Below are 22,367 nucleotides of genomic sequence, written 5' to 3' on the forward strand. Positions count from 1 at the left end.
CTAAATCACTCGCTTATCGTTGTTGTTTCAACCATTCATAACAACGCTAAGAATTAATTAATTGAGTTTTCTATGAAAAAATTTGATCGAGCTATGCAGATCCTTGTTGCGGGTTTCTGTATCAACTTATGTATGGGTATCCTTTATGCTTGGAGTGTATTTAAAAAAGCACTCGTTGTTGATTTAGGCTGGTCGAATGCTGATGCATCACTGCCTTATACTGTTGCTATTATTACCTTTGCATTATCATTGTTAGTTGCTGGTATTTTACAAGATCGCATGGGCCCACGTCGTGTACTTATTCTTGGTACAGTGATGGTTGGCTTAGGTATGATCATCTCAAGTTTTGCAACGACACCAATGATGCTAGTACTAACATTTGGTATTATGACAGGTAGTGGTATTGGTTTTGGTTACGCTTGTTTAAGCCCATCAGCGATGAAATGGTTCCATCCATCGAAAAAAGGCTTAGTTAACGGCTTAATCGCAGCTGGGTTTGGATTGGCTGCAGTTTACTTAGCACCACTAACATCTGCACTTATTGCTGAGTATGGTATTAATACGAGCTTCCTTGTTTTAGGTGTTGCGGTATTAGTGATTGCTGTTCCACTGGCCTTTACCATTAACAATCCACCAGCAGATTATGTGCCAGAAGCACCTGCAGGCTATAAAGCGAAATCAGATAAGCCTGTTGATATTAATTGGCGTGGCATGCTAAAAACGCCACAGTTTTATTCTCTATGGGTAATGTATGCATTTGCTTCGGCTGCAGGCTTAATGATCATTGGTAACATTACTTCTATTGCAGCAACACAAGCAAATATCACAGATGCGGCTTATCTTGTTGTTATTCTAGCAATCTTTAACTCAGGTGGTCGTGTTGTCGCGGGTATTCTGTCAGATAAAATTGGTGGCGTAAAAACACTGATGATCGCTTTTGTAATGCAAGGCATTAATATGGTGATGTTCGCTACATTTAACTCTGAGTTCACGTTAATTATCGGTGCTGCAGTAGCGGGGGTTGGTTACGGTACATTACTTGCTGTCTTCCCATCAATTATTGCTGATTTCTATGGCCTTAAAAACTACGGCGCTAACTATGGTGTGCTTTACACTGCATGGGGCGTAAGTGGCTTTATCGGTCCTGTAGTAGCAGCATTTGCAGTTGATACAACAGGTACTTACACCCTAGCGTACACTGTGTGTTCGGTAATGATCGCAGTTGCTGTTGTACTGTCTGTTATCACTAAGAAAGTAGATGCAGCAGCACTAGAGAAAAAACTCGCAGCCGTATAATACCTGTTTCGCTTAAAAGCAAAACCCAGCATCACGCTGGGTTTTGTTTCCTCTGATATTACAAATCTTGTTGTCTGACCTCTCATAATCATCACCTAACACTATTTATTTCCAACAAAACTAGACCTTTATATATATTTTTCTATACTTGTACTTGTTAATGTATTGTTAATTATTTATTGATAGTATTACATGTTAAGACAACGTAGTTTTACTATTGACCAGACAAGGAAGGTACTAATGGCTAAAAAAATAACAGGTGTCTTAGCTGTACTTGCTACATCTGCCACCATATTTGCAATGAATGCAAATGCCGCCGACAGCACACTTGATAAAGTTAAAAAACAGGGATACGTCCAATGTGGCGTAAGTGCTGGCTTACCTGGGTTTTCAAACCCTAACGCCAAAGGTCAATGGGAAGGTCTTGATGTTGAATTTTGCCAAGCAGTTGCCGCTGCAACATTAGGTGATAAATCCAAAGTTAAATATATCCCCCTAACAGCAAAAGAACGTTTTACTGCCTTACAATCGGGTGAAATTGATATTTTGTCGCGTAATACCACTTGGACACTGCACCGCGATACATCGCTTGGCCTCAACTTTACCGGCGTCAGCTATTATGACGGTCAAGGTTTCATGGTCAAAAAGGACATGGGTATAAAGAGTGCAAAAGATCTCGATGGTGCTGCTGTTTGTGTGCAATCCGGTACCACAACAGAACTTAATTTAGCCGACTACTTCCGTGTTAATGGCATGAAATATAAGCCAGTTGTCTTTGATACCGCACCGCAAACATCAAAAGGCTTTGATTCTGGACGTTGTGATGTGCTTACAACTGACCAATCGGGCTTATATGCTCTACGTCTCAACCTTAAAGATCCAACATCTGCTATTGTTCTACCTGAAATCATTTCTAAAGAGCCACTAGGTCCAGTGGTTCGTCAAGGTGATGACCAATGGTTTAATATTGTGCGTTGGACACTATTTACCATGATAAATGCTGAAGAATTCAATGTCACTTCCGCCAATGTCGATAACCTGAAAAAAGAATCAAAAGATCCAAATATTCGCCGCTTAATTGGTCTTGATGGACCAAAAGGCAAAGGATTAGGCTTAAATGATGATTGGGGTTTCCAAATCATTAAGCAAGTGGGTAATTATGGTGAAAGCTTCCAGCGTACCGTCGGTCTTAATTCACCACTTAAAATTAAACGTGGCTTAAACGCCTTGTGGACTAAAGGTGGTATTCAATATGCCCCACCTATTCGTTAATAATACCGTTTAATAATAAAAGGGAGCTGTAATAGCTCCCTCTGTACATCTCAATGGATATGAGGATGTTGTATGGAAACACCCACGAATAGATCACAGACAAGATCTACCCATCAAAATATTTTTTATAATCCCACTTTTCGTGCCGTAATATTTCAAGTTATTGCAATTGCAGCACTGGTTTTTTTCTTTTATAGCATCATCAATAATGCCTTAACCAATTTAGAAACCCGTGGTATTGCGACTGGTTTTGATTTTCTTAATCAAGAAGCTGGGTTTGGTATTGGTTTAACCCTTATCGACTACGATGAAACATTCACCTATGGTCGCACATTTTTTGTTGGCTTGCTTAACACTGCGTTAATTGCCGTTCTCGGTGTGATATTAGCAACGATTTTAGGTTTTATTATTGGTATTGCCCGTTTATCTCCTAACTGGTTAGTCAGTCGTTTTGCTGCTTTCTATATTGAAATTTTCCGTAATATTCCATTATTACTACAAATTTTTTTGGTACTTTGCCGTATTACAGGTTCTCCCCTCACCAAGACAGAGCTTACAATTAGGCGACAGTATTTTTCTTAATGTACGCGGATTATCGATTCCAAGTCCTATTTTTGAGCAAGGCTCCGGTATTATTTTTATCGCTCTCATTGCTGCTTTTATTATTGCGATGGGTTACCAGTATTACGCCCAGAAAAAACAGCAAGATACCGGTCAACAATCGCCAGTATTACTCGTGAGCCTAGCGATTATTATTTTACTACCACTATTGGCCTTTTTTATCGCAGGCAAACCAATCAGTATCGACTATCCTGCGCTTAAAGGGTTTAATTTTAGTGGTGGTATTACCATTTTACCTGAACTTGCAGCACTGTTACTGGCATTAAGTATTTATACCGCAGCTTTTATTGCCGAAATTGTTCGTTCAGGTATTAATGCGGTCAGTCATGGCCAAACAGAAGCCGCAGAAGCATTAGGATTAAGCCGTAATAGAACGTTGCGATTAATAGTGATCCCACAAGCAATGCGGATCATTATCCCTCCACTTACCAGCCAATATTTAAACCTAACTAAGAATTCCTCGCTAGCGATGGCGATTGGTTACCCCGATTTAGTGTCTGTTTTTGCAGGTACCACCCTCAATCAAACAGGACAAGCGATTGAGATTATCGCAATGACGATGGCGGTTTATTTAAGCTTAAGTTTAATCACATCTCTGCTAATGAATATCTATAACAAAAAAATGGCACTGGTTGAGAGGTAACCATGAGTAAACATCAATTTCTTCCCGATTTACCCCCACCAGCAAATACAGTGGGAATTATAGGATGGTTACGCCAACATCTTTTTTCTTCATTTTTTAATACAATTATTACCCTCATCTTAGGCTACTTTGCAATTATTGGCGTCTGGAGCATTGTAGATTGGGCATTCATCAATGCAAACTGGCAAGGCAATTCTCGTGAAGCCTGTACATTGAGTGGCGCATGTTGGACCTTTATAAAAGTACGGTTTGATCAGTTCATGTTTGGCTTCTATCCAAGCGCTGAATTATGGAGACCAAAATTATTTTACGCCACCTTGGCTATTTTTATTGCCTTACTCGCCTACGAGAAAACGCCTCATCGCGGTTGGATTTGGCTATTTTTCGTGAATATTTATCCGTTTATTGCCGGATTTCTACTTTACGGCGGTATTGCAGGATTACCTATCGTCGAAACACATTTATGGGGCGGATTACTAATTACTTTAGTTATCGCTATTGTTGGTATTGTGGTCTCGTTACCTATTGGGGTTGTATTAGCCCTTGGCCGCCGTTCAGAAATGCCGATTATTCGCAGCATTTGTACGGTTTATATTGAGATTTGGCGCGGAGTACCATTAATTACCGTCTTGTTTATGGCATCGGTAATGTTACCCCTGTTTTTAAGCTCTGAATTAGAAACCAATAAGCTCATTAGAGCCTTAATTGGCGTCGTACTATTTAGTGCCGCTTATATGGCAGAAGTAATTCGAGGCGGGCTACAAGCAATACCTAAAGGCCAATATGAAGCGGCAGATGCGTTAGGATTAAGCTATTGGCGCAAGACGTATCTGATCGTTTTACCGCAGGCGTTAAAAATCACTATACCTTCGATTGTAAATACCTTTATTGGATTATTTAAAGACACCAGTCTCGTACTCATTATTGGCATGTTTGACGTTTTAGGGGTCGGACAAGCCGCTAACAGTGATCCTGAATGGTTAGGCTTTGCCACTGAAAGCTATGTTTTTGTTGCTTTCGTTTTCTGGATTTTTTGCTTTAGTATGTCTAGATACAGTATCTATCTAGAAAATAAACTACATACTGGACACTAACATTAGCAAGGATTGCATAATGAAAAATACTAATGACACCACAGTCAATGATGATAACACGCCATGGGTTATCGAATTAGAGGACGTAAATAAATGGTATGGTCAATTCCACGTACTAAAAGACATTAATCTAAAAGTACGTAAAGGTGAAAAGATCGTAATTTGTGGGCCTTCTGGTTCAGGAAAATCAACTATGATCCGCTGTATCAATTACTTAGAAGAACACCAACAAGGAAAAATTTCAGTTGCGGGGCAAGACATTACTGGAGACTTAAAAAATATCGAATTGATCCGTAAAGAAGTCGGTATGTGTTTTCAACACTTCAATCTGTTCCCTCACCTCACAGTGTTAGAAAACTGCACCTTAGCGCCAATTTGGGTAAAGAAAATGCCCAAAAAAGAAGCGAATGCGCTCGCTATGCAGTATTTAGAGCGAGTAAAAATTCCTGATCAAGCCCATAAATACCCTGGCCAACTTTCAGGTGGACAACAGCAACGAGTAGCCATCGCACGTTCATTATGCATGAACCCGCAAGTGATGTTATTTGATGAACCAACTTCTGCGTTAGATCCTGAAATGGTACGTGAAGTATTGGATGTAATGGTTGAACTTGCTAATGAGGGAATGACAATGCTATGTGTCACTCATGAAATGGGGTTTGCTCGTCAAGTTGCTGATCGAGTTATATTTATGGATCAAGGCGAAATCATTGAAGAAAATAACCCACAAGATTTTTTTGATAATCCAAAATCTGACCGCTCCCAACTTTTTTTACAACAAATATTGCACTAATTGCAGAAAATGCCACCATTAATGTAAACATAATTAATGAAATATTTGGTTACAACTTAACAATGAATAGTCACTACTGCCGTAAGTATTTTAATCTTCAAACACTTATAATGTGCTTCATGGCAAACAAATGGCGCTAAAGCTTGGCTTACACTTGCAATTTATATTGTTTAGCCTCATATATAGCTTTAATAGAATTAATATCACTACCCTAAGGGGAGCACTTATGAACGAACGTATGGTTAATCGTGACAGCGGTTACGCAGGCGTATTGTCAACCAATAAGGTTTTACGTAACACTTATTTCTTACTATCGCTAACATTGTTGTTCTCTGCTGGTGTAGCTGGCGTAGCAATGGTGATGAATGTTCCACCAGTACACTGGATCTTTCTTCTTGTTGGCTTCTACGGTTTAATTTTCTTAACTGAACGTAACCGTGACAGTAGCTTAGGGCTTGTTTTTGTATTCGCATTAACTGGCTTTATGGGTTACACACTTGGTCCGATTCTAAATATGTATGTTGGCGCTGGTATGGGCCACGTTGTAATGACAGCACTTGGCGGTACAGCACTGACATTCTTTGCTTGTTCTGCTTACGCATTAACAACTAAGCGTGATTTGTCATTCCTGAACGGTATGTTAATGGCTGGTTTTATTGCAATTATCGTTGCCGTTGTTGCGAATATCTTCTTAAAGATGCCAATGCTATCGTTAGCGATTAGCGGTATGTTTGTATTATTCTCATCAGCAGCGATTTTATTGACAACCCAGTCAATCATTCGTGGCGGTGAAACTAACTACATTTCAGCAACCGTTACTTTGTATGTTTCTATCTACAACCTATTCTTAAGCTTGCTTCAGATCCTAGGTGTAGTGAACAGCAGCGATAACTAAGCACTCGCTATTAATTAGCCTGTTTAGCAATAAAAACTGAAAAAGCCTGCCTTGATGCAGGCTTTTTGTTTTTTACTTGCAGCCAGACCGACGAATCACTATTCTTGCTGCGTTAGCAATAAAGAGGTCTATTATGCTTGAATTTAACGGTGTACAAATCGACACTGATGCCCAAGGTTATCTAAAGAATGTTGATGATTGGTCTGAAGATTTAGTTGCATTACTTGCAGCAGAAGAAGCGATTGAATTATCAGAAGCACATTGGGAAGTGATTCGCTTTGTTCGAGAGTTTTACCTTGAATTTAATACTTCACCCGCAGTACGTATGCTTGTAAAAGCGATGGCAAAACAATATGGTGAAGAAAAAGGTAGCTCACGTTATCTGTATCGTTTATTTCCCAAAGGTCCAGCAAAGCAAGCAACGAAACTTGCTGGGTTACCAAAACCTGTGAAATGTATTTAAGTTAGTACGCTAAAAACCAAACATAGCCACAAATACGCTTTATGTTTGGTTTTCTTTTTTATTTGGCATTAATTCATTTTAAATCCACTTAGATGTTGCCATGCTAATGTCTCACTGGTGAGCTGTTCAATCGTCGCAGTCTTAGGTCCATGTTGTAGCCAAGCCAACAAATTATCAATATTCGCTTGTTCTCCACAAGCAAGCACTTCGACACTTCCATCAGCTAAGTTTCTTGCATACCCTGTTAAATCAAGCATCAGCCCTTGATGAGCAGTATGAAACCGAAAACCGACACCTTGTACATGCCCTACTACACGCGTTTTTACACAACATCGAGCCATAATAACCTCCACACCTTTTTATATTGTCTATATGCATTATTTTAGTTTACCCCTCGCAACAAACTGCTCTCTTACTCACAAAAGCGAAGGTTGTTATTAGCAACCGCCATCGTTTATTTAACACCCAATAGCGGTTTTATATGCCGACTTAGACGTTTTCATTTGATTTTACCTAGCCAGAGCAACATAATACGCCCCCACTCGAACTCCATACTGGGCATGTCATGACAGCTTCTATTTATTTGGTAAAAGGCCGTGAAAAATCACTACGCCGTCGCCACCCTTGGATTTTTTCTCGCGGTATTGACCGTGTTGAAGGAAAACCTGAACTTGGCGAAACCGTTGATGTTTACGATAACAAAGGCGAATGGCTAGCACGTGGTGCTTATTCTCCACAGTCTCAAATTCGCGTTCGCGTATGGACATTCAACAAAAATGAAGCCATTGACGTTAACTTCTTTGTTAACCGCCTAAATGCTGCACAAAGTCTACGTGATATCTTAGCGGCTCGCGATGGTCTTACTGGTTACCGCTTAATTGCAGCTGAATCTGATGGCCTTCCTGGTATCACGATTGATCGCTACCAAAATTACTTAGTTTGTCAGTTACTAAGTGCAGGTGCTGAAGCACAGCGTGAAGTACTGATTGAAGCATTACAACAGTGTTACCCTAGCTGTAATATTTACGAGCGCTCAGATGTATCTGTTCGTAAAAAAGAAGGCTTAAAACAACGTACAGGCGTTCTACACGGTGAAGAGCCACCTAAGTTTGTTACTATCGAAGAAAATGGCGTTAAGATTAACGTTGATATCGTCGGTGGTCACAAAACAGGTTTCTACCTTGACCAACGTGATAGCCGTGAAGCATCGGTTAAATATGTTAATGGTAAGCGGGTTCTAAACTGCTTCTGCTACACCGGTGGCTTTGGTTTATACGCGTTAAAAGGCGGCGCTAGTGAAGTGGTTAACGTTGATGTATCTCAGCCAGCGCTTGATACCGCACAACTTAACGCAGAAATTAACGGTTATCCGGTTGAAAATGCACAGTTTGTAAACGCTGATGTATTTAAACTATTACGTGAATACCGTGAACGTGGCGAGCTATTTGATGTCGTGATTATGGATCCACCTAAATTTGCTGAATCTAAGTCTCAGCTAGTGGGTGCTTGTCGTGGTTACAAAGACATCAATATGCTAGCAATGCAAATTCTAAAACCAGGCGGTATGCTATTAACATACTCTTGCTCAGGTTTAATGGATAATGGCTTATTCCAAAAAATCATTGCTGATGCTGCAATTGATGCTCACCGTGACGTGCAGTTCATTGAGCGTTTCAGCCAAGCAGCTGATCACCCTCTAGACAGTGCTTACCCTGAAGGTTTTTACCTTAAAGGTTTTGCTTGTTACGTAAAGTAACAGAATGTTGAATCTAAATGCACATTAAACCCAGCCTGCGCTGGGTTTTTTTATACCAACAAAAACGTTATTAGCTATTAATTTTGATAGTTATTTGTCAATACAGTAATGATCAGAATACAATGGTACCACTATACCTAATACACATTATTAATTCTACGCACTCAAAAGGAATCGACATGAAACTACGTACAGCCCTACTCTCTTTAGCGGCGTGTAGCATTAGCTTCTCATCATTTGCTGATGTAACACTTAATCTACCACAATCTGCTGAACTGGTTCTCGTCAATGGTGTTAACGCGGAAGGTAATGCAACCCAAATTTTAAATAATGGTAGTAACCAAATCGCTTTTCGTTACGATAAAAACTACCGTGAGAATGGTGATACTCACTTATTTCGTTCAGAAGTCGTTGTTATGACATTTTCTGGTAATGATGCAACGTACACCCTTCAGTTGCCTAAAATTTCAAGTGATTACCAAGCTCAAAAATTTAACCGTCAACCAACGCTACATTTATTAGCTGCCAATGGTAGTGAAGTACCTTTTAAACACGATGTTTTGATCAAAGATGGTCTACAAATTAACCGTGATTACCAACAAGAGATCGCGCAATACAACTTAAGTAAAGCCCCTGCTGCATTAGCGACAGCAATTACGGCCAATGAAATGCAACGCGCACAGCAGCAAGTTAGTCCAGCAGAAAAAGATGGGCATATCGATCAAGCCTATGTTAGCAAAATGTTAAACTATTGGTACAGCAAAGCTGATACTACTACACAAGAAAAATTCAAAGCTAACATCAATAACTAATATTTTTGATTAATAACACATGCTGTGTTAGCGACATGAACAGTTCCCCTTTGTTGTAAATACTCAAAACCAATAACAAAGGGGAAATCAATCCCATCACAACACCAAAATCCGTTTCTTAATAGCGCCTCTCAATATAATCCTTATTAAGTATTGATTATCATTTCCGTTAATAAACTACTCAATTACAGTGCGCTTAATTCAATACCCCAGCAAAAGTTTACATTATTGCAACATTTTCCGCGATCTCACATGAATATCCAAGCATTGCTTCGTACAAATAGGCTAATTGCACTTATAGTTTTTTTATGGCACGTAAAAAGTAAATAAACTCAGATTTATTACAGGTGCTGTATCAATAATAAAACAAAAGGATCACATATGAATCGCGGGAAACAAGGAATAGCAACAAAGGGAATGTTTACGCTCAGTACCCTTAGCCTCTCATGCTTATTTGCATTCAACGCACAAGCAGCTGTTGATTGTACAGACCTTACAGAATGGAAAAGTGACAGCGTTTATACGGGCGGCGATCAAGTTCAACAAGCGGGTGTTGCTTATAAAGCAAATTACTGGACACAAAATAACTCACCGAAAGACAATAACGGTCAATACTCGCAATGGGTTCAACTCGATCTTTGTTCTGGTGGCGAGCCACCTATCGACCCACCTGTTGATCCAGTAGAAAATGCGGCACCAACAGCAAGTCTTACTGCACCAACAGCTACGGCTGCGATCACAACAGGTGAAACTGTTCTAATCAAAGCAAATGCAACCGACACTGACGGTACTATTGCTAAAGTTGATTTCCTAGTCGATGGGCAAGTTGTTGGTTCAACAACAACTGCACCATACGAGTTTGCATGGACAGCAACAGAAGGTGTACATAGCCTTTCAGCGATGGCTTACGATGATCAAAATGCAGCAAGTAGCAAAGCAAGTGTTAGTGTCGATGTCGCACCTGAAGGACCCGTTAACGAAGCGCCTACCGTTTCTGTTGCTGTTTCAGCGACAAGTGTTGAGTTAGGTGAAGTTGTTACTATTACTGCTGACGCAGCAGATACTGATGGCACGGTAGAAAAAGTTGATTTCTACGTAAATGGCGCACTGGTTGGCACCGCAGCTACAGCCCCTTATGCTCTTGAATACACAACAGTTCAAGCAGGCAATGCAAAAATCTTTGCTCGTGCAACTGATGACCAAAACAAAACATCTGATTCAGCCGTAAGTTCGGTTGCAGTTAATGGCGCTGTTGTATCAAATGGTTGTCGTCCTGACGGTTTATACCAAACTGAAGGCGTAAATGTACCTTACTGTTCTATCTATGATGAAGATGGACGTGAAATGATGGGTGCCGATCACCCTCGTCGTGTTATTGGTTACTTCACAAGCTGGCGTGCAGGCGATGATCCTCAAAGCAGCTACTTAGTTAATGATATCCCATGGGAACAGTTAACGCACATTAACTACGCATTCGTAAGTATTGGTGCTGATGGCAAAGTTAACATCGGTGATACATCAGATCCAAGCAATGCGGCAGTCGGTATGGAATGGGATGGTGTTGAAATCGATCCAGCACTTGGCTTTAAAGGTCACTTCGGTGCACTTGCAACAGCAAAAGCTAAACACGATGTTAAAACATTAATCTCTATCGGTGGTTGGGCTGAAACAGGTGGTCACTTTGGTACTGATGGTGGTCGAGCACCAGATGGTGGCTTCTACACTATGACGACAAATGCTGATGGTTCTATTAACCATGCTGGCATTGAGAAATTCGCAACATCTGCCGTTGAAATGCTACGTAAGTACAAGTTCGATGGTCTTGATATTGATTACGAATACCCAACATCTATGGCGGGTGCTGGTAACCCATACGATAAAGAGTTCATGGAACCACGTCGTCCATACCTATGGGCTTCTTACCAAGAACTGATGAAAGTCCTTCGTGAAAAACTGGATGTTGCTTCTGCTGAAGATGATATTCACTACATGCTAACTATTGCAGCACCATCATCTGGTTACCTACTACGTGGTATGGAAACATTTGATGTTACTCAGTACTTAGATTATGTAAACATCATGTCTTACGATTTACACGGTGCTTGGAACGACCACGTTGGTCATAATGCTGCGCTATTCGATACAGGTAAAGATTCAGAGTTAGCACAGTGGAACGTATACGGCACAGCAGCATACGGTGGTATTGGCTACCTAAATACTGACTGGGCTTACCACTACTTCCGTGGTTCAATGCCTGCTGGTCGTATCAATATCGGTGTTCCATACTACACCCGTGGTTGGCAAGGTGTAAAAGGTGGTGATAACGGTCTATGGGGTCGTGCAGCACTACCTAACCAGTCTGAGTGTCAGGCAGGTACTGGTGAAGGCGAGAAGAATAACTGTGGTTACGGTGCTATCGGTATCGACAACATGTGGCACGATCTTGATCCAAATGGTAAAGAAATGGGTGCCGGCTCTAACCCAATGTGGCATGCGAAAAACCTTGAAAAAGGTATCTTCGGTTCATACACAGCCGCTTATGGTTTAGATCCTGTAAATGATCCACAAGATAAACTTGTTGGTTCGTACACACGTAATTACGATGATGTCGCTGTTGCACCATGGTTATGGAACGCAGAGAAGAGCGTATTTATCTCTACAGAAGATAAAGCATCGGTTGGCGTGAAAGCTGACTACGTAATCGATAAAGAAATCGGTGGTATCATGTTCTGGGAGCTTGCGGGCGACTACAACTGTTACTTATTTGATGCAGATGGTAAACGTACTAACACTATTGATGCAACTGAAAAGGCATGTGCTTCTGGTAACGGTGAGTACCACATGGGTAACGCTATGACGAAAGCTATCTACGATAAGTTTAAGTCTGCAACTCCATATGGAAATACAATCGCCACTGGTGCAATTCCAACTCAAGCAATTGATATTGCAGTTAACGTTAACGGCTTCAAAGTTGGTGACCAAAACTACCCTATCAACCCAACCGTAACCTTTACCAACAACACGGGTAGTGATTTACCGGGTGGTACAGAGTTCCAGTTTGATATTCCAGTTTCAGCACCTGATAACGCGAAAGATCAATCTGGTGGTGGCTTGAAAGTTATTTCTTCTGGTCATACTCGTGGTGATAATATTGGTGGTCTAGACGGAACTATGCACCGTGTCGCCTTTACTCTGCCTAAGTGGAAAGCACTACCAGCAGGTGAAAGCTACGAGCTAGACTTCATTTACTACCTACCAATCTCAGGCCCAGCTAACTACTCAGTAAACGTTGATGGTAATGAGTATGCGTTTAAGTTTGAGCAACCTAACCTACCTATCGGTGATTTAAATGCCAGTGGCGGTGATAATAACGGTGGTGGCGATACGGGTGGTAATAACGGCAGCTGTGATTCAGATGGCCTAAATACTTACCCTAACTGGCCTCAGACTGATTGGCAAGGCAATCCAAGTCATGCAGGTTCAGGAGATCAAATTATCCATAACGGCGTAATCTTCAAAGCCAATTGGTATACTGTCTCTATTCCAGGAAGTGATGGTAGCTGGAGTAAAGTTTGTAATATTTAATCTATAGATTAGCGCAGATATTATTTATAATATTTGCGCTATTATTTATATTGAACAATATGAATAGCTATTATTTATTTTTCTTCATCTTATATTCAGGTTTATTTGTTGTCATTTTAATTCACTTAAAAAATATTGCCTAAAAAATCCCTTGTCACATTATTATTTTAAATTTTTATTAAATATTAAATAATTAAAATAAAAAACACAATAATACTCTAAAATCAATGACTTATGCATGTATGAAACTGAATTTAACGAGCTTTTTTTGGCTTCACATTCATTTAACTGACTGTTATTAATTAAATGATGTTCATATTAATAAGCCTTTGTTATCAATAATTAAATTAACTATTAATTTATCAAATATCATCATATTAATGCGGTTAGCACGTTTATAATTTAGAATTTAAATATTCTTCTTTAATTCTTATTTATGATAAAGTGTGACCTCGCTTAATTGCTACTAATATCTGCAACCTGTTTAAGAATAGAAAGAATGAAATGAAAAAAGTTATTTACCTATTTCTATTAATGGTATGTCTTTTACCGTTAAGTGCGTCTGCGCATGTTGTCAATACAGAACGAAAAAATGCAGACATTGTTGCTGACTATGTCTACCAAAAAGCCGATTTAAAAGGCAAAATCGATTTTAATGTCTTCAAAAAAGCATTTATTGCTTACAACAAAACGCATGGCAAAAAGAAATCGCTGCTAACGATCATTGATTACAGCATGCCTTCTACTGAAAAACGATTTTATGTCATAGACTTAAAGTCAAATAAATTACTTTATCGCACCTATGTATCACACGGTGAAAACAGTGGTCGCTTAATCGCTGATAGATTTTCTAATCGTGTCAATTCACATAAAACGTCATTAGGTACATTCTTAACTGAAGGCACATATAATGGTGGTAATGGTTACTCATTAAAACTTAATGGGTTAACACGGGGTGAAAATGATAACGCTTTAAAACGTTTTATCGTTATCCATGGCGCTAAATATGTATCTGAAGCATTCATAAAGCGTAATGGTTATCTTGGTCGTAGCTGGGGCTGCCCTGCTATACCGACAAATTTAACCAAAAGTATTATTGATACGATCAAAGGTGGTAGTGTTATTTTTGCTTATGCTAAATAATACCATCAACATAAAAAGCTTTTAGTTGTAAGACTAAAGGCTTTTTTTATATCTAAGATTTCATAATATTAAAATTTAAGATTTGATTGTATGCTTATTAGTACTTGCTAGAACCAAACTCTGATCTTAAAGGTGATAATATGAATAAAGCCTTAGTCATCATTGACTTCATTAATGATATTGTCGATAAAAATGGCAAAATACCTAGCTGTGCTGAACAAGTTAGTACTCACCATGTGATCAATAATGCAAATATTGCTATTCAATGGGCAAAAGAAAATAGTCTTCCTTGTATCTTTGTCAAAGTCGGCTTTCAACCTAACTATCTTGAATTACCACATCACTCACCGATGTTTGGTAAAGCACAACAATATCGCGCCTTAGAGCTAGGTAAATGGGGAACTGAATTTCATCCAGATCTACACGTAGCAACAGATGATACGGTAGTAATAAAGTCACGCGTCAATCCCTTTTATAACACGGAGCTAGATAGCATCTTACGCGTAAATGCCATCACCGATGTCTATTTTTGTGGCGTGAGTACTTGTTGGGCAATTCAATCTGCTGTTCGAGATGCTCATGATCGAGACTACAGTGTTCATATTGTCAGTGATGCTTGCACTTCAGCAACAGAACAGGACCACCAACGTTCTTTAGCGATGCTTTCAAGAATTGCAACTTTACACCAAGCAAAAAACCTTTCCCAAATTTAGCTTATTTATCTATTATTACCTGACATCTAACAATTATAGATATAAAAAAACCGTGATATTAACTCACGGTTTTTTCAGCATAAAGTCTATATTACAGATCATCTTCCCAAGGCATATCAGGTAAAGCAACAAGATTTTCACGGTAACGTTTTAAATCAAATTTACCGTCATTTTTCATCACATCAAATACTTCAATTGATAATGCACAAGCAATCATCTGCACGGCTTCATCTCGAGCTGTGCCTGTCATCATTAAACGCATTAATGTTTCTTTAACCACTAATGGATTACCGTCAGCCAACTGGTTTTCCACTGTCTCAACCAGCATATCGCCAGTCATGATTTCTTCATTTTCCATCATCAACCTATTTGAATTATTACAACCCGAGTAATTTAACATAGCGAGTTGTTGCCGCAAAATAATAGTCTATTTTACACTGCACTCAATTACTAATTTAGCTTTAAATAACGAATCTAATAGCGGTGTTGCTGCTACCATAGAGGTAAATTTATGATCAGCATCAATCTCTATTAATGACGGATGGGGGTTAATTAATAAACAACAAATATTCGCATTTTTAGCTGCCTGTAAGCCAGTTCGACTATCTTCTACTGCGACAGTTTGATGCGGTGCAACCTTCATTACTTGACAAGCATGTAAATAAACATCGGGCGCTGGTTTATTATTAGTGACTTCATAGCCACTAAACACATGTTCAAATAGATCAAACCAACCATGTTGCCTTAATACCCCTTCAACATAATCTCGTGGTGCGCCGGTTACAACAGCCATTGGCACTTTACCCGCAAATCTGTTAAGTATGGCATCAACACCAGGTAACGCAGGGATTCCTTGCTCGCGAATTTTAGCCTCTGTTAATGCTTCCATTTCAGTAGTGATTGTCATAACATCAACATTTAATTGGTAATGTTCAATAAAATGTTTCGCAATCTTAGGCCAGGTAACTCCCGCATAATATGTAATAAAATCATCGGCAGTGAGAGTTACACCATACGTTGCTAAATAGGCACTCCAATTTTCAGCATGGAATGTTTCCGAATCAACTAAAGTACCATCAAAATCAAAAAAAAGAGTCTGCATGACTTACCAAATAACAATCTATATATCAAAAGAACTCTTGTTATAGCATTTCAATTTTACAAATAATAGTAATGGTGCTATTTACTGTATATCAATAACATTATGATTACGCACTTTTAGTATTGCAATCGCCTCATCAATCGCCACAGCCGGACTATAGTAATAACCTTGAATATAGTGGCAAGCCATCGAAGATAAAATATCTAACTGTGCTTGAGTCTCAACACCTTCAGCTACAACTTCAACATCTAATTTATAACTCAAATCAAGTACCAGTGATACCAACATTTTGCTTTCTTTACAGTGCTCAATATCAATAATAAAACCCCGATCAATTTTAATAATGTCAGGTTTTATATCAATAATTGCGGCAAGTGATGAATAACCGGTTCCAAAGTCATCCAACGAAATTGCAATACCACGAGAACGAAATGCGGTAAGTGTATCAATGATATTTTTACCGTCATCCAATGCTGTAGATTCTGTTATTTCAATCATAATTGCACTGTAAGGTAAATGATAACGATTAATCGTATCAAAAATGTACTGTTGATTATGTTGTGAGAACTCTTTTACCGAGTGGTTAATGGAAAAAGTAATGTCATCAAATCCACATCGATGGATACGATCTAAATCAGCACAAGCTTGCTCAAACACTTGTTGGCCTAACTGACCAATTAAGCCATAGCGTTCAGCAATAGGAATAAAGATTCCAGGAGAAATAAATCCATCAACGTCATCATACCAACGTGCTAACGCTTCAAATTTACAGACCTTACCCGTTCTACTATCAACAATCGGTTGATAATAAACATTGATCTTATTAGCATCGATTGCATATTTCAGTTTATCGCGTAATTTTAGCTTACGAATATATTCATCTTGTAATTGTTGATCATAAACACAAAGACCATTACGTCCCAGCCACTTTTGTTCATACATTGCATAATCAGCATTTTTTAACAATGCTTGATGGGTAATACCACTTTCTGGATATGACGATATACCAATACTTATAGTAAGATTGATTTCAATATCATTACAAATAATTGGTTTTGATATAATATCGATTAATTGACGTGCAATATATTTGGCATAATTAATGTCTTTCTCTTTAATTAATACCGCATACTCATCACCACCGTAACGACAAATAAGACTATGTTCGCATACTGTTGCTCTTAGAATATCAGCAACACTTTTTAAAATATCATCACCAAAGTCGTGACCATAAAGATCATTAAATATTTTAAAATCATCAATATCAATAAATAATAAAGAACAGACACCAGTTGTTGTGGCCCCTTTCTCTGAGTGACTCATTGTATTTATTTGTTGTTCAACTTTTTCAACAAATCGACGACGATTCATTAATCCCGTCAACATATCATTATCAGCTAATAATCTTAACTTTTTTTCGGTTTGTTTTCGTGAGCTTATATCGTGAAAAACACCGACATAATTAACAACTTTATGATCATCTTCAATCTTATTTATCGTCATCTCTTCTGGATAGATAGAACCATCACTACGACGATTATGTAATTGTCCCTGCCATGTTCCAATTGTATCAAGGCTATGCCACATTTTTTTATAAAATGCTAAATCATGATAGCCAGATGCTAATATTCTAGGGTTTTTTCCTATCAGATAGTTTTTACTATAGCCCGTTACCATTTCAAAAGCTTTATTCACTGATATGATATTATTATCTTGATCTGTAATCACGATACATTCAGAGGTATTATCAAAAACAGTTTTTGCCAATGTTAGTTGTTGCGCAGCTAACACAGTTTCTGTTATATCAATCAATACACCAACAATAGTATCACTACACTTATTGTTATTTGATTCTATAATATTGCCTTTGCAATTAAACCAACGACATTCTGTTTGTTTATCTTTTGGTTGTAATCTAAATTCGACATCTATAGATATCGCATCACCATTACGTAATTTCAAAAATGATTCAATAACAGTTAATCTATCATCTTTGTGGATCATTGCTAAATAATCACTAATACTTTTAGCGTGATTTTTATTAATGCATAATATATCCCAAAACTTGGGTGATGTTATTAAATTTTCAGTTTTTAAATCATATTCCCAAATACCTTCAACTACGGCATCATAGGCCATTGTCAATTTATTAGATGCTTGATTTAACTTATCATTAACATGATAAAAATCAGTAATATCTTGTAGAGTACCTTTAATTATAGTTGCAGCACCATTTATATTTCGTAGGATATTACAATGTTCTCGTAAGTATTTTATTTTTTTATTCTTCAACACAATACGATATATTATGCTATAACTGACATTACTACTATTTAGCATTTTATCTTTTAATTCATTCACTCTAACCTGATCATCAGCATGAATAAAATCATTAATCGTTTTTTCTTTTGGTATAAAATCGTTTATCTCACATTGAAAAATACGATAGATTTCTTTACTCCAATAATAATTATTTGTCACCAAATCGAGTTGCCAATTACCAAGTTTAGCTTCTTGCTGACACTGCTCCATTTCTTGAAGTAATTTTTTTTGTGATAATAAAGCAAGATACTCAACATCGGAGCCAAGGATATCGCCAATAACATCACACCACTCTTGGTGTAGTGCTTCAGAAAATAAAAAGGGAGTGTCAAATAAACACCCAATAACACCTATCACTTCTCCTTGACGAGAAAATATCGGTAATCCCAAATAAGAATAAAAAATATAGGAAGTTATGATCTGGTTAAATGGGTATATCTTCGATATATTATTTGGTATATAAAGTGGTTTTCCCGCTGATATCAATTTTAAACATGGCGCATTAACCGTCGAATAGCTAAATACTGTATTTGAAAGGTTACCATCCACATAATAGGCTAATGAAATTGCTTTGTGATGAACTTTATCAAAGTAAGCAATATAGCAATGTACTGGTTTAAACATTTCATAAACACTCACAAGTGCTTCTTGTATAAACTCACCACCATAACTATTTCGTTTTAAGGCTTTTAACGTTGTAACCATAAGTAATCAGCGGCCTACGCAATATATCGGAAAAATAATTATCTTTGATACTATGTATAATAATAATTCGCCCAATATACCGTATAGACCTGCCTAATTAAAGATAACAACCATTAATCATAGTTATTATTTAATATCTTTTGATAAATATCACTTTATGATTAAAAGCAATTTTTAAATGCGTTTAAATCGCGACAGAATCTGGATGATTACGAGGTAACCATAATGAAATTACTGTTGTAATAGCAATAAAAGCAAACGCAATCCAAAGACACATTGATAGTCCATAAAGCTGATAAATCGCGCCAGAAAGTAATGTTCCGATTAAACGTCCCAGTGCATTAGCCATATAATAAAACCCGACATCTAAACTAACACCATCATCCTTGGCATAACTGACAATTAAGTAAGAATGTAATGAAGAATTTATCGCAAAAATAGCACCAAAAATCATTAGACCAATTACAATTACAAATTGAGAATACCAATTAATTTGTATTGCTAATGCAATCGTTGCTGTGACAAGCGCTAATACACACGCCCACACTAAAGCTACTCGCCCATCAGGTACAATACCCGATGCTTTCCCTGTTATACGTGGAGCAATACTTTGAACCAAGCCATAGCCAATAACCCAAATAGCAAGAAAACTACCAACTAATACATGATCCCAACCAAAAACTTGGCCTAAATATAACGGTAATGCAATCACAAACCATACATCACGCGCACCAAACAAGAACATTCTCGCCGCTGATAATATATTAATGCTACGACTTTTTGAAAATATCTCGCTAAATTTAATTTTAGTTTTTGCTTTACCTAAATCTTTATCTAACCATAATAAACTGCATATAAACACTGCCGCTAACACAGATGCCATTACAATAACTGCACCTTGAAAACCAATTAATGCTAACAATGCGCCACCTAAGAAAAAGCCGACACCTTTAAGCGCATTTTTTGAACCTGTTAGTATTGCAATCCATTTATACAACGCACCTTGCTGATCGTTTGGCACTAAGGTTTTTATCGCGCTTTTAGCACTCATTTTATTTAAGTCTTTCGCAATACCAGATAACGCTTGAGCAAACATCACCCACATAACGGTTAAATTTGCAGATGGAACAGCGAGCATTAACAACGCCACAACTTGCATAAATAAACCAATATTCATGGTTCGATTTAAGCCTAAATGCGCACCAAGCCAACCACCTATCAGATTAGTCACAACACCAAAAAATTCATAAAACAAAAACAGTGATGCTATTTCTAATGGGCTATAACCTAATTGGTGAAAATGTAACACCACCAACATTCGCAATGCGCCATCGGTTAAAGTGAAGTTCCAATAGTTAAACGTCACTAACATATATTGACGCACGCCATTAGGAAGCTGACTTAGCTTTGCTAACATAAAATACTCTCTTACTGACTAACAATATTTATGGTTAGTTGATTAACAGCCAACTTTACGGATAAGTTCCGCAGTTCGAGTGGCATAACCCATTTCATTATCGTACCAAGCATAAATTTTCACCATGCGTTGATTTACCACCATGGTTGATAGTCCATCAATAATGGTTGAGCGTTGGTCGCCACGATAATCAACAGAAACTAAAGGTCGTGCTTCAAAACCTAAAATACCATCCAGTTCATTTTCTGATGCTGCTTTTAATAGTTGGTTAACCTCATCAATAGAGGTATCACGCTCCACATCAAAAATAATATCCGTTAGTGATGCGTTAGCGAGTGGTACTCGTACCGCATGACCATCAATTTTACCGGCTAATTCTGGAAAAATTTCAACAATGGCTTTTGCCGATCCTGTCGTCGTTGGAATTAAGCTCATTCCACACGCACGAGCACGACGCAAATCTTTATGCGGTGCGTCTAAAATAGTTTGGGTATTGGTTAAATTATGAATTGTTGTAAAGGATGCTTGCTTAATACCAAGGTGTTCATGAATAACTTTAACAACAGGTGCAATGCAGTTAGTCGTGCAAGATGCAGCAGTAACAATTCGATGTTTTTCAGCATCAAATAAATGATCATTAACCCCTACGACTACATTTAATACGCCCTCTTCTTTTACTGGCGCAGATACAACCACACGCTTTACACCTTGCTGTAAATATTGGTTAAGGTACTTAGTATCACGGTGTACACCGGTGGCTTCTAATACGACATCACATCCCGACCAATCAACATCTTCGATTTTTGCTTGCTGGCAATAGTTAATAGATTGGCCATTAATCACCATTTGGCCATTATCAACAGTAACCGCATGTTCCCAGCGACCTTGAATTGAATCAAACTCAGTTAAATGCGCCAATGCATTAACATCACCAGCAACATCATTGATTAATACAAACTCAACTTCAGGCCAATCAAACGCCGCCCTCAATGCTAAACGTCCAATACGCCCAAAACCATTAATTCCTACTTTTATTGTCATCATTATTTCCTTGCACTTGGTAAGATATACGAAATTCCATATATATGGAAAATCAAATATAACAACAATGGTAAATAAAATAAACCTTTTGCTGGTAAGTATTTTTTAGCGTACCTAAAACGAAAAAACCCCGCATAAGCGAGGTTTAATGATAAATTCTTATTTACAATTATCGCGTAACAGCACTATTCCACTGAGTGATATAATCAATGTGTGACTGACGGGTAAATGCACCTGGCCGTTGCGCCTGAATCGCTGCTATTGTCTCTTCAAAAGGCTTACCACGAGCAAGTAAAACACGCGCTGCTAATAATCCGGTACGACCCGAACCGCCTTTACAATGCGCAACAACATATTCACCATTATTAAGCGCTATTTGTGCTGCATCATTGGCTCGTTGCCATTTCGATTCAAAGTCAACAGAAGGTGCGCAATCATCTTCAATCGGCACATGAAACCATTGCATTCCCAATAATTTGCATGCTTCAGCTAATAATTCAACACCTTGATCCGGTAAATCATTCTTTTCTAAAGCAGTTAACACTACGGTTGCACCGGCCGCTTTTAGTTGGCGCAAACTCATGATTGCATTTACGCCTTTAGTTCCTGGGCATGGCGTTAAAAGTAAACCGCCTTTTTTAGGTGCGGCTTCATTTAATGGTAAAGTCCAAACGGGATGCTGATTATCCATAAC

At 38.2% G+C, this 22,367-nt stretch carries 18 protein-coding genes and 1 pseudogene; 12 read left to right on the forward strand and 7 right to left on the reverse strand.

Going from position 1 to position 22,367, the window contains the following annotated elements:
• The first annotated feature begins 72 nt into the window (after nt 1-72).
• The 7 genes and pseudogenes from BTN98_RS06755 (at nt 73) to tusE (ending at nt 7,077) form a co-directional block, all read left to right on the forward strand.
• Nucleotides 73-1,296 carry an L-lactate MFS transporter gene (locus BTN98_RS06755; protein WP_060997458.1) on the forward strand — a complete coding sequence of 408 codons (1,224 nt, stop codon included), beginning with the start codon at nt 73-75 and terminating at the stop codon, nt 1,294-1,296.
• A 300-nt stretch (nt 1,297-1,596) separates the two neighbouring features.
• A complete protein-coding gene (locus BTN98_RS06760) occupies nt 1,597-2,568 on the forward strand; it encodes an amino acid ABC transporter substrate-binding protein (RefSeq protein WP_412779397.1) in 972 nt (323 codons plus the stop codon).
• Between the two features lie 72 nt (nt 2,569-2,640).
• A pseudogene (locus BTN98_RS06765) lies at nt 2,641-3,832 on the forward strand (amino acid ABC transporter permease).
• Nucleotides 3,833-3,834: 2 nt separating this feature from the next.
• Nucleotides 3,835-4,926 (forward strand): amino acid ABC transporter permease, encoded by a 1,092-nt coding sequence (locus tag BTN98_RS06770; protein WP_060997455.1) that lies wholly within the window; start codon nt 3,835-3,837, stop codon nt 4,924-4,926.
• Nucleotides 4,927-4,945: 19 nt separating this feature from the next.
• Nucleotides 4,946-5,719, forward strand: a complete 774-nt coding sequence (locus BTN98_RS06775; protein ID WP_060997454.1) for an amino acid ABC transporter ATP-binding protein — start codon at nt 4,946-4,948, stop codon at nt 5,717-5,719.
• Between the two features lie 226 nt (nt 5,720-5,945).
• Nucleotides 5,946-6,614, forward strand: a complete 669-nt coding sequence (locus BTN98_RS06780) for a Bax inhibitor-1/YccA family protein (RefSeq protein ID WP_060997453.1) — start codon at nt 5,946-5,948, stop codon at nt 6,612-6,614.
• Between the two features lie 133 nt (nt 6,615-6,747).
• A complete protein-coding gene (tusE, locus tag BTN98_RS06785; RefSeq protein ID WP_060997452.1) occupies nt 6,748-7,077 on the forward strand; it encodes a sulfurtransferase TusE in 330 nt (109 codons plus the stop codon).
• 68 nt (nt 7,078-7,145) lie between these two features.
• Here tusE and yccX read toward each other — a convergent pair whose 3' ends face one another.
• Nucleotides 7,146-7,418 carry an acylphosphatase gene (yccX, locus tag BTN98_RS06790; protein ID WP_060997451.1) on the reverse strand — a complete coding sequence of 91 codons (273 nt, stop codon included), beginning with the start codon at nt 7,416-7,418 and terminating at the stop codon, nt 7,146-7,148.
• Between the two features lie 224 nt (nt 7,419-7,642).
• On the opposite strand from yccX, the gene BTN98_RS06795 reads away from it, so the two are divergent.
• From BTN98_RS06795 to BTN98_RS06815, 5 genes are all read left to right on the forward strand, one after another.
• On the forward strand, nt 7,643-8,833 hold the full coding sequence (locus tag BTN98_RS06795; RefSeq protein ID WP_060997450.1) for a class I SAM-dependent methyltransferase: 1,191 nt from the start codon (nt 7,643-7,645) through the stop codon (nt 8,831-8,833).
• A gap of 179 nt (nt 8,834-9,012) precedes the next feature.
• Nucleotides 9,013-9,645: a YccT family protein gene (locus BTN98_RS06800; RefSeq protein WP_060997449.1), complete on the forward strand. Its 633-nt coding sequence runs from the start codon at nt 9,013-9,015 to the stop codon at nt 9,643-9,645.
• A 381-nt stretch (nt 9,646-10,026) separates the two neighbouring features.
• Nucleotides 10,027-13,230 carry a chitinase C-terminal domain-containing protein gene (locus tag BTN98_RS06805; protein ID WP_060997448.1) on the forward strand — a complete coding sequence of 1,068 codons (3,204 nt, stop codon included), beginning with the start codon at nt 10,027-10,029 and terminating at the stop codon, nt 13,228-13,230.
• A gap of 504 nt (nt 13,231-13,734) precedes the next feature.
• On the forward strand, nt 13,735-14,373 hold the full coding sequence (locus tag BTN98_RS06810; protein ID WP_060997447.1) for a murein L,D-transpeptidase catalytic domain family protein: 639 nt from the start codon (nt 13,735-13,737) through the stop codon (nt 14,371-14,373).
• A gap of 140 nt (nt 14,374-14,513) precedes the next feature.
• On the forward strand, nt 14,514-15,086 hold the full coding sequence (locus tag BTN98_RS06815) for a cysteine hydrolase family protein (protein ID WP_060997446.1): 573 nt from the start codon (nt 14,514-14,516) through the stop codon (nt 15,084-15,086).
• Between the two features lie 91 nt (nt 15,087-15,177).
• Here the strand turns inward: BTN98_RS06815 and BTN98_RS06820 are convergent, their stop codons facing one another.
• The 6 genes from BTN98_RS06820 to BTN98_RS06845 form a co-directional block, all read right to left on the reverse strand.
• The gene (locus tag BTN98_RS06820; protein WP_060997445.1) at nt 15,178-15,444 is read right to left on the reverse strand and encodes a hypothetical protein; all 267 of its coding nucleotides are present in this window, start codon (nt 15,442-15,444) and stop codon (nt 15,178-15,180) included.
• 69 nt (nt 15,445-15,513) lie between these two features.
• On the reverse strand, nt 15,514-16,188 hold the full coding sequence (locus BTN98_RS06825) for an HAD family hydrolase (protein ID WP_060997444.1): 675 nt from the start codon (nt 16,186-16,188) through the stop codon (nt 15,514-15,516).
• An 81-nt stretch (nt 16,189-16,269) separates the two neighbouring features.
• The gene (locus BTN98_RS06830; RefSeq protein WP_060997443.1) at nt 16,270-19,215 is read right to left on the reverse strand and encodes a bifunctional diguanylate cyclase/phosphodiesterase; all 2,946 of its coding nucleotides are present in this window, start codon (nt 19,213-19,215) and stop codon (nt 16,270-16,272) included.
• Between the two features lie 184 nt (nt 19,216-19,399).
• Nucleotides 19,400-20,632 (reverse strand): organoarsenical effux MFS transporter ArsJ, encoded by a 1,233-nt coding sequence (arsJ, locus tag BTN98_RS06835; RefSeq protein ID WP_060997442.1) that lies wholly within the window; start codon nt 20,630-20,632, stop codon nt 19,400-19,402.
• A 42-nt stretch (nt 20,633-20,674) separates the two neighbouring features.
• Nucleotides 20,675-21,673 (reverse strand): ArsJ-associated glyceraldehyde-3-phosphate dehydrogenase, encoded by a 999-nt coding sequence (locus BTN98_RS06840; protein ID WP_060997441.1) that lies wholly within the window; start codon nt 21,671-21,673, stop codon nt 20,675-20,677.
• A gap of 169 nt (nt 21,674-21,842) precedes the next feature.
• Nucleotides 21,843-22,364 carry a phosphatase domain-containing putative toxin gene (locus BTN98_RS06845; RefSeq protein WP_060997440.1) on the reverse strand — a complete coding sequence of 174 codons (522 nt, stop codon included), beginning with the start codon at nt 22,362-22,364 and terminating at the stop codon, nt 21,843-21,845.
• Between the last annotated feature and the right edge of the window lie 3 nt (nt 22,365-22,367).

Origin of the sequence: Photobacterium aquimaris (assembly GCF_002954455.1) — a bacterium.
Lineage (GTDB): Bacteria > Pseudomonadota > Gammaproteobacteria > Enterobacterales > Vibrionaceae > Photobacterium > Photobacterium aquimaris.